Origin of the sequence: Aquisalimonas sp., from assembly GCF_007120195.1 — a bacterium.
Taxonomy (GTDB): Bacteria; Pseudomonadota; Gammaproteobacteria; order Nitrococcales; family Aquisalimonadaceae; genus Aquisalimonas.
In genome coordinates, this window is sequence record NZ_SKOG01000089.1 from 1 (window position 1) to 19,294 (window position 19,294).

Here is a 19,294-nt window from a genome sequence, read left to right on the forward strand (position 1 = left end):
CACCGCCCCGACGGGTCAACCCGGTGAAGCTGAAGCACAGGTCGGTGGGGGTGTTGGCACTCATGGCCAGAAGCTCACACATTGGCATTCTCCGCAGCATTCTCCGCTCGAAATCGAATGCCTGGACTGGCCTCGAGTATAACCCGCTTAGAGGGAGCAACAGCAGCCCGCCGATAAGGGGAGTAAGATATTGAATCTGTTTGTCTGAACCCTATATTGATGAGTTGAAAAGCGGTTGCATGCCGGCTTGCAGATGGAGGTCCATGTTGGATGATTGTGCGACGGCTGGAGGAGATCAAGGGAACGCCTGACGAGGTGGGCCTTGGCAATAGGCTCAGCCGCCGTTTCGTGCTCGGACGCCGCGGTATGGGGCACTCCGTCCACGAGACCATCTTCCGTGCGGGCGAATCCCAGCGGGTGCAGTGCCGCAATCATCTCGAGTCGGTTTACTGCATTGAACATATTCTGCACGCCCACACCGATCTGCGGCTGGTGTGCGTGTTCACGCCGGCCCACGTGAGCCCCAAGGTCCACGATGAGTTCGGCTCTTAATCCTTGGTTGGATGATGACGGCAGGGTGATTGCGCACTGATCCCGGCCAGGTGTGAGGTCCTCGGAGTTCCTTATGGCGCAGCGTCGCAAAGCACTGGATACAAATGTGAACGAGCTTGAGGCCGGACTGCTGGATCTGATTCGGGACGTGGCGCGGGAACTCCATCCCGGCCGCCGCGTACCTGAGCTTGGGGTCGGCAGCGACCTTGAGCGCGATGCCGGGCTGGACAGCCTTGGGCGTGTCGAGCTGATGCTGCGTCTGGAACGGCGATTCGGTGCACGGGTGCCCGACGAGGTGGCCGTTCAGGCGCGCACGCCGGCGGACCTCATAGAGGCCCTGAGCCTGCGCGGTGCCCAAGTGACGGATCAAGCGACGCGGATGGCGCCCGTGCGCCGCGACGAGACCGTCCCGGCCGCCACAGTGCCCAGGCACGCCGAGACAATTCCAGAGGCGCTGGATTGGCACGCGGAGCACTCCGGGGATCGGCGTTGCGTGACGCTCTATGAGGATGGTGGCGGCGGCCCGGCATTGACGTACGCGGAGCTGCGCGAGGGTGCGGCGGTCGTGGCCGATGGCCTGCGTGAGCGGCGCGTGGGGCCCGGAGACACCGTGGCGCTGATGCTGCCCACGGGGCTGGATTTCTTCTTCGCCTTCCACGGCGTGCTGTGGGCCGGCGCCATTCCGGTCCCCCTCTATCCGCCGGTGCGTGCGAGTCAGGTGGAGGATCATCTGCGCCGTATCGTCTCCGTGCTGGACAACGCCGGCACCCGCTGCTTCATTGCCTCCCGGGAAACCGTCCAGGCCGGGCGGTTGCTAAAGAGCCTGGCCCCCGGCGTTGATACGGTGACCACCGTTGCCGAGCTGCGCGAAAGCGCTGGCGTCGCGGCCCGGGTGCCGCGGACATCAGCGGATATCGCGTTCTTGCAGTACACGTCAGGCACCACAGGGCAGCCCAAGGGCGTGACCCTGACCCACGGCAACCTGCTTGCCAACATCCTGGGCATCGGGGAAGTCATCGAGGCCTCCCAGGACGATCACTTCGTCAGCTGGCTGCCGTTGTATCACGACATGGGCCTGATTGGCGCTTGCCTGGGCACGATGTACCACGGGGTGCCATTGACGCTGATGTCGCCGCTGCAGTTCATGGCGCGACCCCAACGCTGGCTGTGGGCCATCCACAGCAGCCGTGGCACGCTCTCCGCGGCGCCTAATTTCGCCTACGACCTCTGCGCCCAGCGCCTCACCGATGAGGACCTGGAAGGCCTGGACCTGTCGAGCTGGCGCTACGCCTGTAATGGCGCTGAACCTATCAGCCCGCGCACCCTCGAGGCCTTCAACGAGCGCTTCCGTCGCTACGGCTTCGCACCCCGGGCCCTGAAACCCGTCTATGGCCTGGCCGAGGCGTCGGTCGGGCTTACCTTCCCGCCACTGGAGCGTGAGCCCCTCATCGACCGCGTCAAACGGGACCACTTCGAGCGCACCGGAGAGGCCGAGCCCGCCGATGCAGAGGACCCCAACCCTCGTTACTTTGTGGCATGCGGGCGCGTCTTACCCGGGCACGACATCCGCGTGGTGGACGAGCGCAACCGACCGCTGCCCGAACGGCGGCAGGGTGAGCTGCAGTTCCGCGGGCCGTCGTGTACCCAGGGCTATTTCCGCAACCCAGAGGCGACCGAACGCCTGATCGTGGATGGTGGTTGGTTGAATTCCGGCGATCTCGCTTACCTGGACGAGGGCGAGCTGTACCTGACCGGCCGGGTGAAGGACGTCATCATTCGCGGTGGCCGGAACTATTACCCTTATGAGCTGGAACAGGCCGTCTCCCAGGTGCCCGGTATTCGTCGCAATAACGTAGCAGTATTTGCCAGCGACGATCCTGAGGCCGGTACCGAGCGGTTGGTCGTCGTTGCCGAAACCCGGGAGACCGATTCCACGGCGCGCGCGCGTATGGAGCAGGACATCCGCGAGGCAACCGTTCGGCTGATGGAAACAGCGCCCGACGTGGTCAAGCTGGTGCCGCCGGCATCGGTGCCTAAGACCTCAAGCGGCAAGATCCGCCGGGTCGCCTGCCGCGAGCTGTACCAGCGCGGCGAGCTAGGTAAGAGCACCGGCGGGCTCGCGCCACAGCTGTCCCGCCTCATTTTGCGTAGTGCGCTGCCGCTGCTCAGGCGTGGTGCGCGCGCCGGCGGACGGGGGATGTACGCCCTGTGGTTTTGGCTGCAAGGGCTGGCGATCGGCATTCCGATGGCGTTCCTGTTATTGCTGACCCCCGGGCGCAGTGCCCGTGCGGCCATCGCCCGGGGAGGTAGCCGCCTGATGTTTGCGCTGGTTGGGAGTGGTCCCACCGTGCGCGGGCTTGAGCGCCTGCCCCGGGAACCCTGTGTCGTGGTCTCCAACCACGCCAGTTACCTGGATGGCCCGGTGTTGCGTGCCGGCTTGCCGGGGCGGCTGGTGTTCACGGCCAAACGGGAGCTCTCCCGCAACTGGCTGCTGGCTCCCTTGCTAAAGCGTGCAGGAGCCACCTGGGTGGAACGCTTCGACCGCCGCCGCAGCCTGGAAGACCTTGACCAGGCGATGGAGCAGCTCGACACCGGCGAGCGGCTGTTGTTCTTCCCGGAAGGGAGGTTGTCGGCTGCGCCGGGGCTGCAGGATTTCCGTATCGGGGCCTTCATGGCCGCGGTGCGCAAGGGTGTGCCGGTGGTGCCGATGGTGATCCGTGGTAGCCGCAAGATGCTAAGCGGTTACAGTTTCCGGCCACGGCCGGGGTCCGTGGAATTGGAGGTCGGCACGCCCATGGTACCCAAAGGTGATGACTGGGATGCCGCCCTGGAGCTGCGCGATCGCGCCCGCAACTGGATCCTCCAACGCTGCGGCGAACCCGATCTCGCCAGCGGTGAAGCCGGGATTCTCGGGGGAGGGAACCGCTCAGGGCTATGAGCCATGGAATCGCCAATCAATCGAGCCAACCCGTGGCGTGATGGATACACGAGCTGCGGTCAATGTGGCGCGACACCACGCGGCGTGGGCACGGGGTGGAGCTCTGGGTTAATTCGGTTGCCGCGAAACAACCTGGTGTACGTACGTGTAAAATGGATACATCACAAACCCCCCACGCCTGTGCGCAGCGACGGGCCATGGCCTTCCGCCTCGGAGGCGGGCGGTTAGGAGGAGCGCCATGGTCAGTCGGCATGAATACCCCGTTTACTCCGATACGCCGCCGCCCGAGCTCAGTGGCGGGGGCCACCACCGCCGCGCGGTCATCGTCGGCGCCGGCCCCGCGGGGTTGACAGCGGCCATCGACCTTGCACGCCAGGGCGTTGCCAGCCTGGTGCTCGATGACAATCAGACGGTGGGTGTTGGCTCCCGTGCCATCTGCTTCGCCAAACGTACCCTGGAGATTTTCGATCGCCTCGGCTGTGGCCAGGCCATGCTGGACAAGGGCGTGACCTGGCAGGTCGGGAAGGTGTTCTTCAGGGATCGGGAGGTCTATCGGATCAACCAGCGAGCCGATCAGGGTCACCGCATGCCCGCAGTCGTCAACCTCCAGCAGCACCACTGCGAGGCGTATCTAGTCAATCGGGCGCAGCAATTTCCATCGCATATTGAGTTACGCTGGAAGAACGAGGTAATCGCTGTCGATAGTCGATCGGACGGGACGGCTCTCACGGTATCGACTCCGGATGGCACCTATTCCCTCACCTGTGAGTATCTTCTGGTCGCCGATGGCGCCAGCGGTGGTATCCGCGACATGCTCGGCCTCACAAGCCGGGGACAGGTGTTCAAGGATCGCTATCTGATCGCAGATGTCGTAATGAAGGCCGATTTTCCGACCGAGCGCTGGTTCTGGTTCGATCCCCCGTTCCACCCAAACCAGTCGGCGCTGATGCACAGGCTGCCGGATGATGTCTTGCGCATCGAGTTCCAATTGGATGCGCAAGCCGATCCGGAGGAAGAGAAGAAAGAAGCCAATGTGCGCTCCAGGGTGCAGGCCATGCTCGGTGCGGATGTGCCCTTCGAGCTGGAATGGGCGAGTGTCTACACCTTTTGCTGCCGCAAGATAGACAGATTTGTGCATAACCAGGTGCTCTTCATGGGGGAGGCGGCAGTCCAGGTGTCCCCTTTCGGTGCGCGTGGCGCCAATGGGGGGATCCAGGGCGCGGAAAACCTGAGCTGGAAACTGGGGCGGGTGATCCGGGGTGAGGCGCCGGCTGCATTGCTCCATACCTACGACAGCGAGCGTCAGCAGGGTGCTGCCGAGGATGTACTGCACGCCACCCGCGCTGCGGAATTTATCAGGCCCAGGACCAGCACTATCCGCGCATTTCGTGACGCCGCCCTGGAACTCGCGGAACACTACCCGTTCGCCCGCGCCCTGGTGAACAGCGGACGGCTCTCCAGGCCTTGTGTCTACGAGGGTTCGCCCCTGAGCACGGACGATGACCCCTCGTTCCCTCCCCTGATGCACCCCGGCTCACCGCCGCAGGACGCACCAGTCACCGTTGATGGCGAGAAGATGTGGTGGCTGCACCTGCTGGGTGATCATTTTTGTTTGCTGGTGGACGGGCGCATGGAAGGCGTGTCGGCGCTGCGTCTGGCAACGGAGTTGCAACAGGTGCTGGAGGAAACCCCCGACCTTGTGCTGCGCATCGTCGGGCCGGTGCCGGACGCGGTGAGGCGCCTGCCGCGCAGCACGGTCATCCATGACGCGAACGGTTATCTCACCGTGCGCCATGACCTTCGTCCGGGTAATGGTTATCTGTTCCGGCCGGATCAGCACGTCGCCGCCCGCTGGCGCGAGCTGCGCGCCGATGCGATTATCGAGGCCATCAAGCGTTCCAACGGCCTGACCCTGAAGTCCTTGGAGGAATCAGCGCGTGTCCAGCCTGGAGCTTGAACCCAATTTCACCGACGCGGACGCCTTTTATGCTGCACTGGCAGAGGTACACCGGGATTGCGATGACGAGACGAGCCGGCAGATCAATGCGCGCCTGATTCTCATCCTCGCCAACCAGGTCGGTGACCAGTCTCTTCTGGAGGAAGCGTTGCACGTGGCCGCAGAGATCAAGCACCAACAGGCGCAGGCGAGAGGCCCGAACACACCTTGATGCCCTGCCCGAGCCGGGCCGGGTCAATGGGGGCAGCGATGACGCGTCAGCGTCGCGCTGGCAAAAGGCGAGAAGGGCCTACTGAAAAGGAGCGGGGCGCCTAGCCGGAGACTGGCCGGTCCTCGTCGTGTGGTTTGCTGCGCCTTCGGCCCGGCGACTGGCCTCGAAGGCGCACCGACAAGCAAAAGACAACGAACTTCGGTTACAGGACACCAGGAATTGTGCATGGGTGAGAGCATCTACTTCTACGAGCCTGACAAGGGGCACGGCCTGCCACACGACCCGTTCAACGCCATGGTTGCACCGCGGCCCATCGGCTGGATCTCTTCCATGGACTCCGGCGGACACCTGAATCTTGCCCCCTACAGTTTCTTTAACGCCTTCAATTACCGGCCGCCGATCGTGGGCTTCGCGAGCGTTGGCTACAAGGACTCGGTGCGCAACATCGAGGATACCGGTGAATTCGGCTGGAACCTCGCCACCCGGCCGCTGGCCGAGGCCATGAACGCCACCTGCGCCACCGTCGCCCCCGAGGTGGACGAGTTCGCACTCGCCGGACTGACCCCCGTGGCCTCCCGCGTGATCTCCGTGCCGCGGGTGGCCGAGGCCCCTGTTTCCTTCGAATGCCGGGTCAGCCAGGTGCTGCAACTGCAGGGCGCCGATGGTCAGAAAGCCGATACCTGGATGGTCTTCGGCGAGGTGGTGGGCGTGCACATCCGCACAGAGCTACTCAAGGAGGGTATCTACGACACCGCCGCCGCCGAACCGATACTGCGCGCCGGCGGGCCGGCGGACTACTTTGGTATCGATCGCCGGCAGCGGTTTCAGATGCACCGGCCCAAATAGCCTTTACAGCGCGCGCCGCCGCCGGCAAACCTATAGCAGCTGCCGGGGGATGGCGTGATTCCAAGTACGGGAGTAGACCCGGAATTCGCTTTCATAGGCGTCCAGCGTCGCGTGGAGGTAGAACGACTGGGCATCGGAGGTCAGAATCGTCCGGGTCACCGTCCGCACCTTCCAGTCGCCACGGCTCAGCCCGCGTTCGCACAGCGTCTCCCCACGGATGGAGTCGAAGTCGTCGTCGCGCGAGCTGTACCACTCTACCGTCCTGGACTGGACATTCATGCCGATGCCCTCCACGTGCTCGACGCCTTGGTCGTTGACCACCTCCAGCGTCGAGACGTCTGCCGCCAGATCCCGGTGGACGTACCAATTGTGGTGGGGCGGCTCAACCATGCGCTTGGTCTCCGGCGGCGCCCCCTCCGGCTTCCCGAAGGCGGGCAGGTTGGCGTCCTCGGCGCGCGGCGGCCGAACCGGCAGTACGAGCGCGCTCGCCGCGTCGAAGATGGTGAGCCGCACGTGCTCGGGTGGCGGCCAGGCCAGCGGCCAGTAGGATGTGGACACGGACAGCCGGAGGCGGTGGCCCTTCGGAAAGGCCTGGGCAGCGCCGTTCATCTTTACCCTCACTCGGTAACGGCGTCCCGGCTCCAGGGGCGAGGGCGACTCATGACCGTCCCGGTGGGTGAGATTCAGCATGCCATAGGTCACGCGTGTTGCCTTGTCGTCGCGGGCGACATCGGAAAGGCGGATTGCGATCATCGCCACGGGCCGGTTGGACGCCAGTTCCAACTCCACCACGGGTGCCCCCATGATCTCCAGCTGCTCCTCAAGCGGCAGGGTATCGAACGTGAGCGCCCCGCCGTCCTCTTCACGCTGGTCGTGTGCCAGGTCCGGCCCTGCGGCGTAGGAACACCACTTTCCCGCAAACAGACCGCAGGTTAGCGGCGATTGCACGGTCAGTGCGCTCTCCTCGGTGGGCTGGGCGCCGGACTCCAGAAGCTGGCCGGGAGCCAGCGGCAGGCGCCAGAGCTTGATGTTGGCAGAGGGCCAGTCCGGTTCCGCCACCCAGCGGCCGGGCCGGATGCCGTAGCTGGTGGTCGGGGGCGCGCTGTCCTGGAGCCACACCCGCAGCGCCGGGTCCTGCTCGACGCCGGTCTCCTTTCCTTTCAGCCACTTGTCCCACCAGCGTACGCATTCCTGCAGAAAGCCGATGGCCGGGCCGGGCTCACCCTGGTGAGGATACTTGTGACTCCAGGGCCCGATCAGCCCCTTGCACGGGACGGACAGCTGCTCCACCAGGCGGAAGACAGCGTTGGAGTAGCCGTCGGCCCAGCCGCTGCACGCGAGCACGGGGGTCTTGACGCGCGTGAAATCCTCGCAGATGGAGCCATGTCGCCAGTATTCGTCCCGGTGCGGATGCTCCAGCCAGGTCGCGAGCCACAGGCCGCTCCCGTCCAGGCGTTCGTGCCACATCTCGCGCCAGCGCTCGCCGACGTTGTCCGGATCCGGCGGCAGAGACGTATAGGCGAACATGGTGGACGCCCAGGAGAGGTTGTCGCCAAGCAGGCAGCCGCCCATGTAATGGACATCATCGGCATAGCGGTCATCGGTGAAGGCGACCGTCACCACCGCCTTGAGTTCAGGAGGCTCCCGGCCTGCGAGCTGCAGCCCGTTGAAACCGCCCCAGGAGATGCCGATCATGCCCACGCTGCCGTCGCACCAGGGCTGGGATGCAATCCAGCGCAACAGCTCCTCGCCGTCGACCAGCTCTTGCTCCAGGTACTCGTCGCGCAGCACGCCCTCGGAGTCACCGCTGCCGCGTAGATCCACGCGCAGCGACGCATAGCCGTGGCCAGCGAAGTAATGGTGGTGGACGCTGTCTCGTGCCACGGTGCCGTCACGCAGCCGGTAAGGGATGAATTCCAGAACCGCTGGCACGGGGGACTCGCTTGCCCCCTCGGGCAGCCAAATACGGCCATTGAGGTGAATGCCGTCGCCCATGGGAATCCACACAGACTCCAGACACTCGACGCGGTGAGGAAAATCGGTGACGATATTCATGGCGTTTTTCCGCTTCTCGTTGGGGGACAGAGGCCAGCCGCTTCGCGCTACCCGTATCCGACGGCGAACAACTCGGTCTTCCAGTAAGCATAGCCCAAGGGGTGTCCACGAGCATCGCTGATTCTACTGGCGTGGGGCCTGGGGCTATTGTTATGGGCTCCCAAGGTGCCCCGCGGGTGTCCTGATGCATGAGGGCGCGCTAGTATGGCGTGCCTTCATGCATCAGGACAATGGGTATGTCTTCCCGGGACCAGGGGCCGCAGCGGCCTCCGAGTGGGGCCTGCCCCTGCTTGCACTTGAACTTGCGCAGCGGTCGTGCGCGCACAGGAATGGAGATTTCATGGACATTACCGTACTTCTCGGCGATCCGCGTCTTCCCTACAGCTACAATCTGAGCAACCAGTTTGAGCCGCAGGACCACCTTGCGGTAAGCCGCCTGCGGGAGGCTCTTGATACGCTCACCGGTTACCGCTTTCAATTCTTGGACGATCACGAGCGGCTTTGGCAGACACTGGAGCAGGATCGCCCGGCGCTGGTGCTGAACTTTTGCAACACCGGTTATCGCAATGCGCCAACCCGTCAACTCCACATCACCGCAATGCTGGAAATGCTGGAGGTGCCGTATGCCGGTGCCGGGCCGGAGGCCATGGTGCTGTGCCACCACAAGTACCACGTGTATGCCCAGGCCGCCGATCTGGGGGTCCCGGTGCCGTGGAATATCCTCGCCGACCCCGCGCAGCCTGACGTCAGACTGCCGGAACTCTACCCGGCATTCATCAAGGCGAACGGCGGCGATGGCAGCATCGGCATCGGGCCGAACTCGCTGGTGCACGGCCCCGACGAAGCCGAGCGCTGTCTGCGCGAACTCCACGCGCTGTTGCCCGAGCAGCTGGCATTGATCCAGGACTATCTGCCGGGCCCTGAATACAGTGTTGGTGTTGTGGGAAACCCGCACTCCGGGCTCACGGTGCTGCCGCCGTTGCAGATCGATTTCTCCGCCCTCGACGATGACCTGCCGCCGATCATGACCTACGAATCCAAGGTGGATCCGCACTCGCCTTACTGGGAGAAGGTTCGCTTCATCCCGGCAGAGTCCGAGCGGGCGTGCCAGCACATGACTGCCTACGCCAAGCTCATGTTCGAACGGATGGGTTGCCGGGACTATGCGCGGATGGATTTCCGTGCCGACGCCGAGGGCATGCCGCGACTAATCGACATCAACGCCCACCCGATGTGGGGCGAGGGAGGCATGCTGGCAACCGTGACAAGCTACCAGGGCCGGAGCTATGCGCAGCTGCTGGAGTCCATCATCGATGCCGCCCGCACCCGTATGCAGCTGTAACGCAGCGTAATCGCCAGGGGGCGACGGCTTACGCACTCGCCGACCACCGGTGACGGGCCAGCCCCCGCTCGCGGCACGCCTTACCAAAGGCCTGGAAGAGCGCTCTGGTGTAAGGGTTTTCGGCGGCCCGCCACTCGGGGTGCCACTGCACGCTGACCGCGAAGGCGGGTGCATCGACCACGCGGGCGCCCTCGATGAGGCCGTCCTCGGCCCAGGCTTCGGCAACCAGCCCGGGTGCGAGCTGATCGATGCCCTGCCAGTGCAGGGAGTTGACCTCCAGCTGCTCACGGCCAAACAGCTCCGCCAGAAAGCCGTTAGGGGCCAAACGCACGCTGTGGACGGGGCCGTAGCGCTCCTCCTCTGGCACCGACGTATCTTCCCGGTGGTCGCGTTTGCCGGGCAACTCGTGGACGAACTGATGGAGGCTGCCACCCAGTGCCACGTTAAGCTCCTGATGACCGCGGCAGATCGCCAGCACCGGCACGCCGGCCTGCACGGCGGCTCGAAGCAGGGGTAGCGTGGTGGCGTCCCGGGATTGATCCAGGCCTTCCGGAGTCTGGCGACTGGACTCACCCCCGTAGTGCACCGGCTCTACGCCCGACGGGCTGCCGGTGGCGAGAACGCCGTCCAGCCGGGCAAGCAGGGAATCGATGTCCAGCTCGTCACCGAGGGCCGGAATCAGCACGGGAACACAATCCGCGGCGCGGGTTACGGCCTCAGCGTATTTGTTCGCCACACAGTGGTTCCCCACCTCGGCAATGGCTTTGTAGCAGGCCGTCACACCGACGATTGGACGCATTGATCGACCCTCCTCCCACTTCGACGTTCAAGGGTTGTCAGTATATCAGCGCGCGCCGTGCGGTGTTCGGTATTTCGCCAACGTATACTTGCGTCCAGGGCGAGGCACGGACGAGGCGCAAACGCGCGATCCGGCGGGTTCGAGGCCCCTGGCGAGGTGGGCCACCTGTCGAACCCAACGGGTAGCCGGCCTTGGAACGGCGCCCGCGCGAGCGGGTGGAGTGGGTCGTTCTTGCGCCCGCCGCCTCATCCCGCCGCCGTCAGCCGCGCGGCATACCGGCGAGGAACTCTGCCACCATCGGCCCGAAGCGATCCTTGTCGATCAGGAAGGCGTCGTGGCCCTGAATCGATTCGAGTTCATGGTAGCTGACGCTGGCACCCGCGTGGGCAAGCAGTTCGGCGAGCTGGTGCTGCTGCCACAGGGGGTAGAGCCAGTCGGTGGTCACGCCGGCGACCAGCGCGCGCCGCGCGTCGACCTGCCGCATGCCGGCCTCCGGATTGCCCCCGCCGTGGTCGGCCACGTCGAACAGGTCCATGGTCTGCGACAGATAGAGATAGCAGTTGGCGTCGAATCGCTCGGCGAACTTGCGCGCGTTTGCATCCATGTAAGACTGCACCTGGAAGGCTGTTGCGAACGGGTCGCGCTGGGCATCCGCGCCCTCGATGCGCTCACGATCGAACCGCTGCAGCCACTCCTCTGGGGAGCGGTAGGTGAGGATGCCCAGCTGGCGGGCGATGCGCATGCCGTCTTTGGGGCCATTGCCGGGCGCGTAGTTGCCACCGGCCCAGGCCGGATCGGCACGGATCGCCTCGCGCTGGATCGAGCGCAGGGCGATGGCGAACGGCGTCGCGTTGGCGGCTGCCGAGATGCTGATAAGATCCCGGTACGTGCCCGGATACATCATCCCGTAGGCGAGAACATCCATGCCGCCGAGGGAACAGCCTGCGACTGTGTGCACGTGGTCAATGCCGAGGGCGAGGCAGGCGCCGCGGGCCGCTGCTGCAATGTCCTCAACCGAGAGCTTGGGGAAGTCGAGCCGGTACGCCTGTCCCGTTTCCGGATTGATGGAGGCGGGGCCGGTGGAGCCGAAGCAGCTCCCGAGGGAGTTGATGGCGATGACGAAGAACCGCTCCGTGTCGATGGGCTTGCCTGGCCCGATCATGTACTCCCACCAGCCGGGCGAGGGGTCGGCCGCCGACGACGCAGCGTGCGCGCTGGGCGACAACCCCGTGAAGAGCAGCAGCGCGTTGTCGCCCCTGCCGCGGAGTTCACCCCAGGTCTCGTACGCGATGGTCACGGATGGCAGTTCGCCGCCGCGATACGTGCGCAAAGGCCCTTGCAGCTCGACGAAGCGGCGCGCATCGGGCATGGATCACTGACTCCTCGACAGACCAGCCATCATGTTGGGAATGGAAATCGTCCCAGAGTTGTGCCAAAACGCCAAGCCGGTAGCGGTCGGTCGCAATGCCGAAACGGGAGGTCCACATGGTCTCGAATCCTGGTCTTAGAAAGGCGCGGCTGCGCGCCTGTGCGCGACCAACGCTGTTGTCTTTTGCCTTGGCAGTGGCGGCGCAGGCCGCGGTGGCGGGCGAACCGCCGCCGCGTGCCGAGCACCTGAGGCACAAGAGCATCGGCATCTACGTCGGCAGCGAGCTCACGGCCGACGGCTCTACCCTGCTTGGCGGCTTCGGGCACGAGCCTTCGAGCCACTGGGTCGAGGTTGTCCCCCGCCAGCACCACCCGGAAGGCGCCACCACCGCCGTTGGCGTTACCAGCGAAGCGAGCATCCCGGGCGAGCTCACGGACATGCCACAGGCGCGGGAAACCTATAAGCACATCACCTCGAACTATTCCGAGTTCGCCGGCTTTCCGCCGCCGCTGACAAATGGGGGCTTAAATGAGCACGGCGTTGCCGCCCGCGATATCTGGTCGCCCTCGCGGCAGGAACTGATCGACATGTCTGAGGAGGCCGCCCCGCAAACAGGCCCCAACTACAGTGACCTCGCCCGCGCCGCGATGGAGCGCGCCACCACCGCGCGCGAGGCGGTGGAGGTGATCGGCGCGTTGATGGACGAGCACGGCTACTCGACCTACGGCGGCAATTCGCACCTCATTGCCGACGAAAAAGAGGGCTGGGTGTTCATTAACTTCGCCGGTGGGCAGCGTCTTTGGGCTGCTGAGCGGCTTGGGGCCGACGAGATCCGGGTCTCCTATTTCGGCTACATCCACGATTTTCCGGTTGACCACCATGAGCACGACGACTACCTGGCCTCCGATCACCTCGTGGACTTTGCCCGGGAGCAAGGCTGGTGGGACGGCGACGGGCCGTTCAACGTGCAAGAGGTCTATGGCCGGCCTTTCCCAGGGGATGAGCCGGGCGATCTCTATCCGGCGTTCTATGACGAGGCGCGCAATCCGCCCCAGCGCGAGCAAGAGCTGCACGCGATGGCCCCGATCAGCCTGGAGGACATGCTGGCATACGTGCGTGATCCGCGCTGGTCCAACGATTTCTCCGGATACGGCCAGGTCGCGCACCTGCGCCCGGACGTGCATCCGGAGCTGCAAACGCTGTGGCTTGCCGTCACCAGCGCGATCACCACCCCCTTCGTGGCGATCCCCATCGGCACCGAGGATATTCCCCCGGAGTTCCGCCAGCACCGCTACATGACCAAGCATGCGGACTCCCATTTCATCGACCCGGATTACGCCCCGCTGGAGGCGACGCGCTACGCCACGCGGACCTTCAAGCGGCTGCTCTACCACACCTGCGAGCATCCCCGGGAGTTCCTGCGTCCGGTGACTGCAGAGATCGAGGCCTTCGAGCGCGACCTCATCGACCTGCGGGCGAGCGTCGAGCAGGAGGCGCTGGAACTGCTCCAAACCGGCGATGACGAGGCCGCCCGGGCCCTCATCACCGAAGACGTCGAACGGCGCCTGCTGCAGAGCCTGGATCTGGGCGAGGACCTGGTGCGGGCGGTGGAGCGGCAGACGCGGGAAACCCACGGCATTCGCATGCCTGAAGGCGTGCGCGTCGAGGGCGAGACCACGCCGCCGACCAGCCAGCCCATGGGGCGTCTGGGCTGGGGAGGCATGGTCCACTGCTACGACGAGGCGCTGGATGACTACCCGCGTGAACACGGCATCTATGGAAGTGCCCACGGACTCCGAGAGATTGCGCGGTGAGCCGCTGAGCGCGGATGCGCACTGAAAAGAACTATCCTTACGGTGACAGGACACTGGGGATGCTCTGTCCGGCAAGACCAAGGTGATCAGGCAATAATGACCGAACCGGTGCAGCCTTTCGTCTTCGCTGCACGCCTGGCAGACCTTCGGCGTGACGGCAAGGTATTGGTGCACGGTCGGGGGCATCCGCCCGTGCTGGTGATTCACGACCACGACCATGTCTATGCCCTGGATAATCGCTGCCCGCACATGGGCTTTCCCCTGGACCGCGGCAGCGTTGAGGACGGCATACTGACGTGTCATTGGCACCATGCCCGCTTCGACGTGGCCAGCGGCTGCACCTTCGATCTATGGGCGGACGACGTGCCCCGCTGTCCGGTGGAGGTGCGCGGCGACGCGGTGTGGGTACAGCCCCTTGTCGGCTATCCGGATCCGCTCGCGCACTTTCGGCGGCGGCTCGATGATGGCATGTCCCACAATCTCGCGCTGGTCATCGCCAAGTCGGTCCATGGCCAGCTCGCAGCCGGTGCCCCGCCCCATGCGATCGTGCGCCAGGCTGCGCTGTTCGGCGCCCGAAACCGAGACGGCTGGGGCGTCGGGCTGACCATACTCACCGCGCTCGGCAACGTGCTCGCCGGGTTGCCGGAGCGCGATACCTGCCTGGCCCTGTTCCACGGCGTGCGCCGCACAGCCGACGACTGCGAAGGCGAGCCGCCGCGCCGGGAGCGTACGCCGCTCGACGGTGCGCCGTCGCAGGAGACGTTGCAGGGGTGGCTGCGGCGCTGGAGCGCAGTGCGCCACCGGGAGGCGGCGGAGCGGACGCTGCTGACGGCAATCCGTGCCGGCGCCTCGCCCGCGGCGCTGGCGGCTATGTTGTTTGCCGCCGAGACCGATCGGCCATACGCCGACTCGGGGCACAGCCTGGATTTCATCAACAAGGCCTTCGAATGCCTGGACCAGATTGGTTGGGAGCATGCATCCGCCGTGTTGCCAACGGTGGTGCGCGGCATGGTGGACTCCCGCGGTGCGGAGGAATCCACCGCCTGGCGTCAGCCGCAGGACCTGATCTCCCTCCTGGAGGGTGTCTATCCCGAGTTGCCCTCGCTGTTCGCGGCGGGTTGCCAGCACGACACGTGCTGGCGCGAGCATGAAGCGCTCGCCGAGCAGCTGTTGGGGGACGATCCGCACGACGTGGTGGAGTCACTGAAGGTGGCCATTGGCGACGGCGCGGCGTCCGCTGATCTGGGCAAGGCGCTCGCCTGTGCCGCCGCCGTGCGGCTTGCGCGCTTCGGCACCGCCAACGAACACGGGGATTGGGAAACCGCTCACCACACCTTCACCTACTGCAATGCCGTGCACCAGGCGTTGCGCCGCATCGGCGCCGATCCGCGCACTGGCGACGCCTGCCCGGCAGCCGTGCGCGGCGTCTTTCACGGCGCCATGGCGGTGTACCTGACGCGCTACCTGAACGTGCCGCCCGCGCGGCTGCCGGGTGAGCAGCGAGACGCTCTCGATGATTTTCCCGCTGGTGGCGAAGACCTGCGCACCGCATTGCTGGATGCATTCGACCGCAAGGGGCAAGTGGATGCCGTCGGACGCCTGGTGGCCCGCTACCTGATGCTCGGCCACGATCCGAACACACTGCTGGCAATGCTAGCGCAAGCGTTGTTGCGCGAGGACGCCGGCTTTCACAGCTACCAGTCCCTGGAGGCGGGTATCCGCCAGTTTCGCGAATGGGAGCCCGACTCCCGGCCCGCGCGGCGCATTCTCATTGGGGTGGCCCGCTATCTGGCCGCTCATTCGCCCACGGAGCGTGCCGCGCTGCAGACCGCGGACATCGCCGGGCGGCTGATGCGCGGCGCCGCCGTGCACCAGGGCTTGGAGCCGCGACTCTGATTCGCGGGCGGTTGAAAGCGGCGACGATAGTGGGGTTACAGGACACTAGACAAGGGGGCGGCGCGCCACGAAGAACTCATAGGCATAGAAGTCGGAATAGCGGCGGTGCATCTCGGGCTCCTCGGCGAGTTGCTCGAGTATGGCCGCGGCTTCGGCATCGTCGGCGTACTTGACGCGCAACTCTGCGATGCGCGCCTCCATGGGCGTGTAGAAATCCTCCCACCATGCTTCGTTAGGCAGCGTGAAGTGCGCAACGAGCTCCAATCCACAGTCGCGTATCGCCGCCACATCATCCTCCAGCCAACCCATGGTTGGGTAGTCTCGGTCGAAACCAGCCTTGACCGCAGCAGGCGGGTTCGCCTTGCGCCAGACCGCATCGGTAAAAGCAAGATAGCCGCCTGCGCGCAGCAATCCATGACAGACGCGAAGGGCCTTCTGAAGCCCGATGCTGTAGAGCGCGCCTTCCGACCAGATCAGGTCGAAACTCCCGGGCGCCTGCTCCGGGTGCGCCATGTCTCCAACCATGGCACTGACGCGCTGCGAAAGCCCACGCGCTAGGATAGCCGCCTTTAACCGTTCGATGCTCGGCGCATGGCTGTCGATTGCCACGATGGGACCTGGCGCAAGCTCGGCGAGCTGAAGGGTTTGCCTACCGACTCCGCACCCCATGTCGAGGATCGCCGGGGACTTGGGAAGCTCGCGGCAAAGACCAAGGGCTCTGGCGGCGCAACTGCGGTTACCGGGGCCCTGCCTGGGCAGGCTTTCATAGACCTCGAAGAAGATCTCCCAGAAACGGTGGTCGGTGCCGTTCATGCTACCAGCTCTTCCTGACGATGACGCACCATGAGGACATACCGCCCACCTGGAACGTCATTGAATTCGCTGGCGTTGGGAAAGCCCGCCCTCGCGAAGGCCCGCCGCGAACCGAGTGGCGGCGAAGACGCCACAGTCGAATCCGACAAGGCCCCCTCTTGTATCAGCCTGCTACAGCGTGCCGCCGGAGCGGCGTTACCACTGCAGCCCGAACCTGCAGGGTGGGACACCGTCAGCGAACTTCCCTGACTTTGTTCGGCTTGGCAGCTACGTAGTCGTGCTCCGTCACAGTGCACGAGCGACGATGAAGGGACGGATGTCCCTTTTCTTCGATCCGTGACGTTCGTTCTCCAGGACGGCAAAACCGGCCGTGGAGATCGCCTCGTCGAGTGAAGCCGCGGAAAAGCTGGTTACGCTGCTAGGTGCTTTGCCCACGAGGTGCATAAGTGGGATGACGAGGCGAATGAGCACGTTCATCTCGCCGACGCAGGGCGTCTTGGAAATGAAGATGCCACCCGGCGCCAGCAAGGTCCGAATATCGTTAAGCACCACGGCTGGGTTTCCAGCGAGGTGAAGGTAGTTGAAACCGATAACGACGTCATACCGGGCGTTTTCGCGCACCAATGTGCTGGCGGTTGCCTGCCGGAAACTCAACCGACCGTTGGGGCCGTTCTCGCGGGCCTTTGCAAGTTTTTCCTGCGCAATGGCGATCATGCGTGCGGAAATGTCGGTGGCCAGATAGCTTACTGCGGCATCTGCAAGGCGCAGGGCTGCAGTGCCCGTGCCGCAGCCGAGTTCAAGCGCCCGAGCGCCAGAAGGAATGAACGCGCGTGTGCGCGCCAGCGTCCGCTCGAACCCGGCCTCATCGGCAATGGGGGAAGCGGCATATTTCCGGGCTGCCTTGTCCCAGAACCGCGCGTCTTGCTCGCTCATCACATGCTATCGCTCCATCTTTACCGCTGCCTTGTTCTTAACGAATGCGGCGGCCGGTTGCTCGAATATTTCTGCTCTGTCTTGTTTCGCACGCTAACGATCCCGCGGCTGCACCGGCGCGCGAGGTGCGTCGGGTGCAGCCGCGAGTTGTACGGGTAGGCCAGATCTCGCGATCGTCCAATCTGCCACTCGCCGTCACGCGGCATGCCTATGGATGAAACCGATTAGCGCCGCGGCGTACGCATCTGGATGTGTGACCTGCGGGACATGTTCCGGCGTCTTGAAGCGCATGGACCTCCGCGTGCGGCAACGCCTCTGCAAGCTTGGTCATGACCGGTTTGGACATCGGTGGACTCTCCCCTCCAAGCGTGAGGAGCGTTGGTTTGGTGAAGCCCGTAACCCATTCGAGGTCGAAGCCAAATGCCTCCGGATCGCGCGTCTCGTCGAGTAAGGTCGGTGCGTTCTCGATCAGTATCTGCCGATATTCGGGAGGCAACCGAGCCCACATGCCTGGCTCCAGAGCAACTTCCTCGACGAACCGCTCGGTTGCACCAGCATGGTCGCCCTTTGCGATCTGCTCGGCCACGGCATTTACCTTTTGCTCTACTTCTTCGAGCATCCGGGCTGCCGCGGCATCGTCAGCAAGAAAAGAAAGCAGAGGCGGCTCGTGCGCGATTAGGCCTCGAAGAAGATCGGGACGGTCGCCAGCCAAGCGCAGCGCGATGGAAGCACCAAAGGAGTTCCCGACGACCCATGCAGGCGCGAGCCGCAGGTCCTCAATCAACGCAGCGAGGTCAGCGACGTCCTCGCGCACGCTACCTTGTCCAGCGGGCCGCTCACTTGCGCTGTGCCCACGGCGGTCATAAGTCAGAACCCGAAACGAATCGGTCAAATGGGGAACGAGCAGGTCCCAGTCCTGATGGGAATCCCACGACCCATGCACCAATACCAGGGGCACGTCCCTGTGCCACCGAGCTGGTAGAAGAGCCGGACGCCGTTCACGCTTGTCGTTGCCATGTTCCCTCCATTGTCTGTGCGCGGATGGTTAGCCAATGGCGCCATGGAACGGTGTACAACATCCCATTGATTCCGTTCAACAACTCAAGCTCACTGCGGCCGCTTTAGCGGCCTCCGGTGCAGCGCCGTGTTGGCTCATCCGGTCATTCCAAATCGGGAAGTTCATCCCGCGACAATAAAAGCTTTATGCTGCGTGCTTGCTTTGGTATACGTTCAATAAACCCTTTTTTCTCAAGCTGAAGTATCATGTTGTGTACCGTAGGTGGCGTTGTTTTGAAATATTTTTGTATATCTGCCTCTGCTGGCGCATATCCATTTAGTTTTGTATAGTAAAATATAAACGCTAAATATTGTCCTTGTTTGGGTGTATGCTGTTTTGTGCCTTGAAATTCTGTGCTGTTTGTGGGCGTATTCTTGGGAAAAGATATTAGTGATTGGTCATAATTATTGATAGAGGAGCTAAGCTCTTTTCCAATCTTTTCTACAGCATCTATTTGTCTTGATTTATTAACCGTAAACTCTGCAATGATTAAATTAGACTTATTTTTCGGAACAGAAATTCTTATGCTGTCTGTATCATTGGTAAGATATTGCGCAGCCGCATACATTTCTTTCTTATTCACTTGCGTAGGCGGTGAGCGCAATTTTACTTCAACTATGACATTCATATTCTAGCTATTTCACGCCGCGCCTAACGCGGGCATCGACAAGCCCGAACCCCTCAAGCATAGCTTGTCGGGGCCGGGTGGCCG

At 64.0% G+C, this 19,294-nt stretch carries 16 protein-coding genes; 8 read left to right on the forward strand and 8 right to left on the reverse strand.

Annotated elements, in window-relative coordinates; translation table 11 throughout:
• On the reverse strand, positions 1-82 hold an 82-nt coding region (locus QZT63_RS07130; protein ID WP_290649852.1), incomplete at its 3' end, for a class II glutamine amidotransferase.
• A 188-nt stretch (positions 83-270) separates the two neighbouring features.
• Between QZT63_RS07130 and QZT63_RS07135 the strand changes: the two genes are divergently transcribed.
• The 5 genes from QZT63_RS07135 (at position 271) to QZT63_RS07155 (ending at position 6,504) form a co-directional block, all read left to right on the forward strand.
• Positions 271-552 carry an ectoine synthase gene (locus QZT63_RS07135; protein ID WP_290649825.1) on the forward strand — a complete coding sequence of 94 codons (282 nt, stop codon included), beginning with the start codon at positions 271-273 and terminating at the stop codon, positions 550-552.
• 73 nt (positions 553-625) lie between these two features.
• Positions 626-3,490, forward strand: coding sequence for an AMP-binding protein (locus QZT63_RS07140; RefSeq protein WP_290649827.1), 2,865 nt, complete (start codon positions 626-628; stop codon positions 3,488-3,490).
• 238 nt (positions 3,491-3,728) lie between these two features.
• On the forward strand, positions 3,729-5,447 hold the full coding sequence (locus tag QZT63_RS07145) for an FAD-dependent oxidoreductase (RefSeq protein ID WP_290649828.1): 1,719 nt from the start codon (positions 3,729-3,731) through the stop codon (positions 5,445-5,447).
• On the forward strand, positions 5,428-5,658 hold the full coding sequence (locus QZT63_RS07150; protein WP_290649830.1) for a DUF2783 domain-containing protein: 231 nt from the start codon (positions 5,428-5,430) through the stop codon (positions 5,656-5,658). Before QZT63_RS07145 ends, QZT63_RS07150 begins: the two co-directional genes overlap by 20 nt.
• Positions 5,659-5,883: 225 nt before the next feature.
• Positions 5,884-6,504 carry a flavin reductase family protein gene (locus QZT63_RS07155; protein WP_290649832.1) on the forward strand — a complete coding sequence of 207 codons (621 nt, stop codon included), beginning with the start codon at positions 5,884-5,886 and terminating at the stop codon, positions 6,502-6,504.
• Positions 6,505-6,534: 30 nt separating this feature from the next.
• Here QZT63_RS07155 and QZT63_RS07160 read toward each other — a convergent pair whose 3' ends face one another.
• Positions 6,535-8,559, reverse strand: a complete 2,025-nt coding sequence (locus tag QZT63_RS07160; protein WP_290649835.1) for a CocE/NonD family hydrolase — start codon at positions 8,557-8,559, stop codon at positions 6,535-6,537.
• A 340-nt stretch (positions 8,560-8,899) separates the two neighbouring features.
• On the opposite strand from QZT63_RS07160, the gene QZT63_RS07165 reads away from it, so the two are divergent.
• Positions 8,900-9,901 (forward strand): D-alanine--D-alanine ligase, encoded by a 1,002-nt coding sequence (locus QZT63_RS07165; RefSeq protein ID WP_290649837.1) that lies wholly within the window; start codon positions 8,900-8,902, stop codon positions 9,899-9,901.
• 28 nt (positions 9,902-9,929) lie between these two features.
• Here the strand turns inward: QZT63_RS07165 and QZT63_RS07170 are convergent, their stop codons facing one another.
• Together QZT63_RS07170 and QZT63_RS07175 are read right to left on the reverse strand one after the other, a co-directional pair.
• Complete coding sequence (locus QZT63_RS07170; protein ID WP_290649839.1) at positions 9,930-10,700, reverse strand: gamma-glutamyl-gamma-aminobutyrate hydrolase family protein; 771 nt, start codon at positions 10,698-10,700, stop codon at positions 9,930-9,932.
• Between the two features lie 259 nt (positions 10,701-10,959).
• On the reverse strand, positions 10,960-12,069 hold the full coding sequence (locus QZT63_RS07175; RefSeq protein WP_290649841.1) for a homoserine O-acetyltransferase: 1,110 nt from the start codon (positions 12,067-12,069) through the stop codon (positions 10,960-10,962).
• 116 nt (positions 12,070-12,185) lie between these two features.
• Here QZT63_RS07175 and QZT63_RS07180 point away from each other — a divergent pair, with 116 nt between their 5' ends.
• Together QZT63_RS07180 and QZT63_RS07185 are read left to right on the forward strand one after the other, a co-directional pair.
• Positions 12,186-13,883 carry a C69 family dipeptidase gene (locus QZT63_RS07180; protein WP_290649843.1) on the forward strand — a complete coding sequence of 566 codons (1,698 nt, stop codon included), beginning with the start codon at positions 12,186-12,188 and terminating at the stop codon, positions 13,881-13,883.
• Positions 13,884-13,979: 96 nt separating this feature from the next.
• Positions 13,980-15,779 (forward strand): Rieske (2Fe-2S) protein, encoded by a 1,800-nt coding sequence (locus QZT63_RS07185; protein WP_290649844.1) that lies wholly within the window; start codon positions 13,980-13,982, stop codon positions 15,777-15,779.
• A gap of 45 nt (positions 15,780-15,824) precedes the next feature.
• Here QZT63_RS07185 and QZT63_RS07190 read toward each other — a convergent pair whose 3' ends face one another.
• From QZT63_RS07190 to QZT63_RS07205, 4 genes are all read right to left on the reverse strand, one after another.
• Positions 15,825-16,592, reverse strand: a complete 768-nt coding sequence (locus QZT63_RS07190) for a class I SAM-dependent methyltransferase (protein WP_290649846.1) — start codon at positions 16,590-16,592, stop codon at positions 15,825-15,827.
• 285 nt (positions 16,593-16,877) lie between these two features.
• Positions 16,878-17,525 carry a class I SAM-dependent methyltransferase gene (locus QZT63_RS07195; protein ID WP_290649848.1) on the reverse strand — a complete coding sequence of 216 codons (648 nt, stop codon included), beginning with the start codon at positions 17,523-17,525 and terminating at the stop codon, positions 16,878-16,880.
• A gap of 208 nt (positions 17,526-17,733) precedes the next feature.
• On the reverse strand, positions 17,734-18,483 hold the full coding sequence (locus QZT63_RS07200) for an alpha/beta fold hydrolase (protein ID WP_366636276.1): 750 nt from the start codon (positions 18,481-18,483) through the stop codon (positions 17,734-17,736).
• A 202-nt stretch (positions 18,484-18,685) separates the two neighbouring features.
• Positions 18,686-19,165: a MarR family transcriptional regulator gene (locus tag QZT63_RS07205; protein WP_290649850.1), complete on the reverse strand. Its 480-nt coding sequence runs from the start codon at positions 19,163-19,165 to the stop codon at positions 18,686-18,688.
• Positions 19,166-19,294 lie beyond the last annotated feature (129 nt).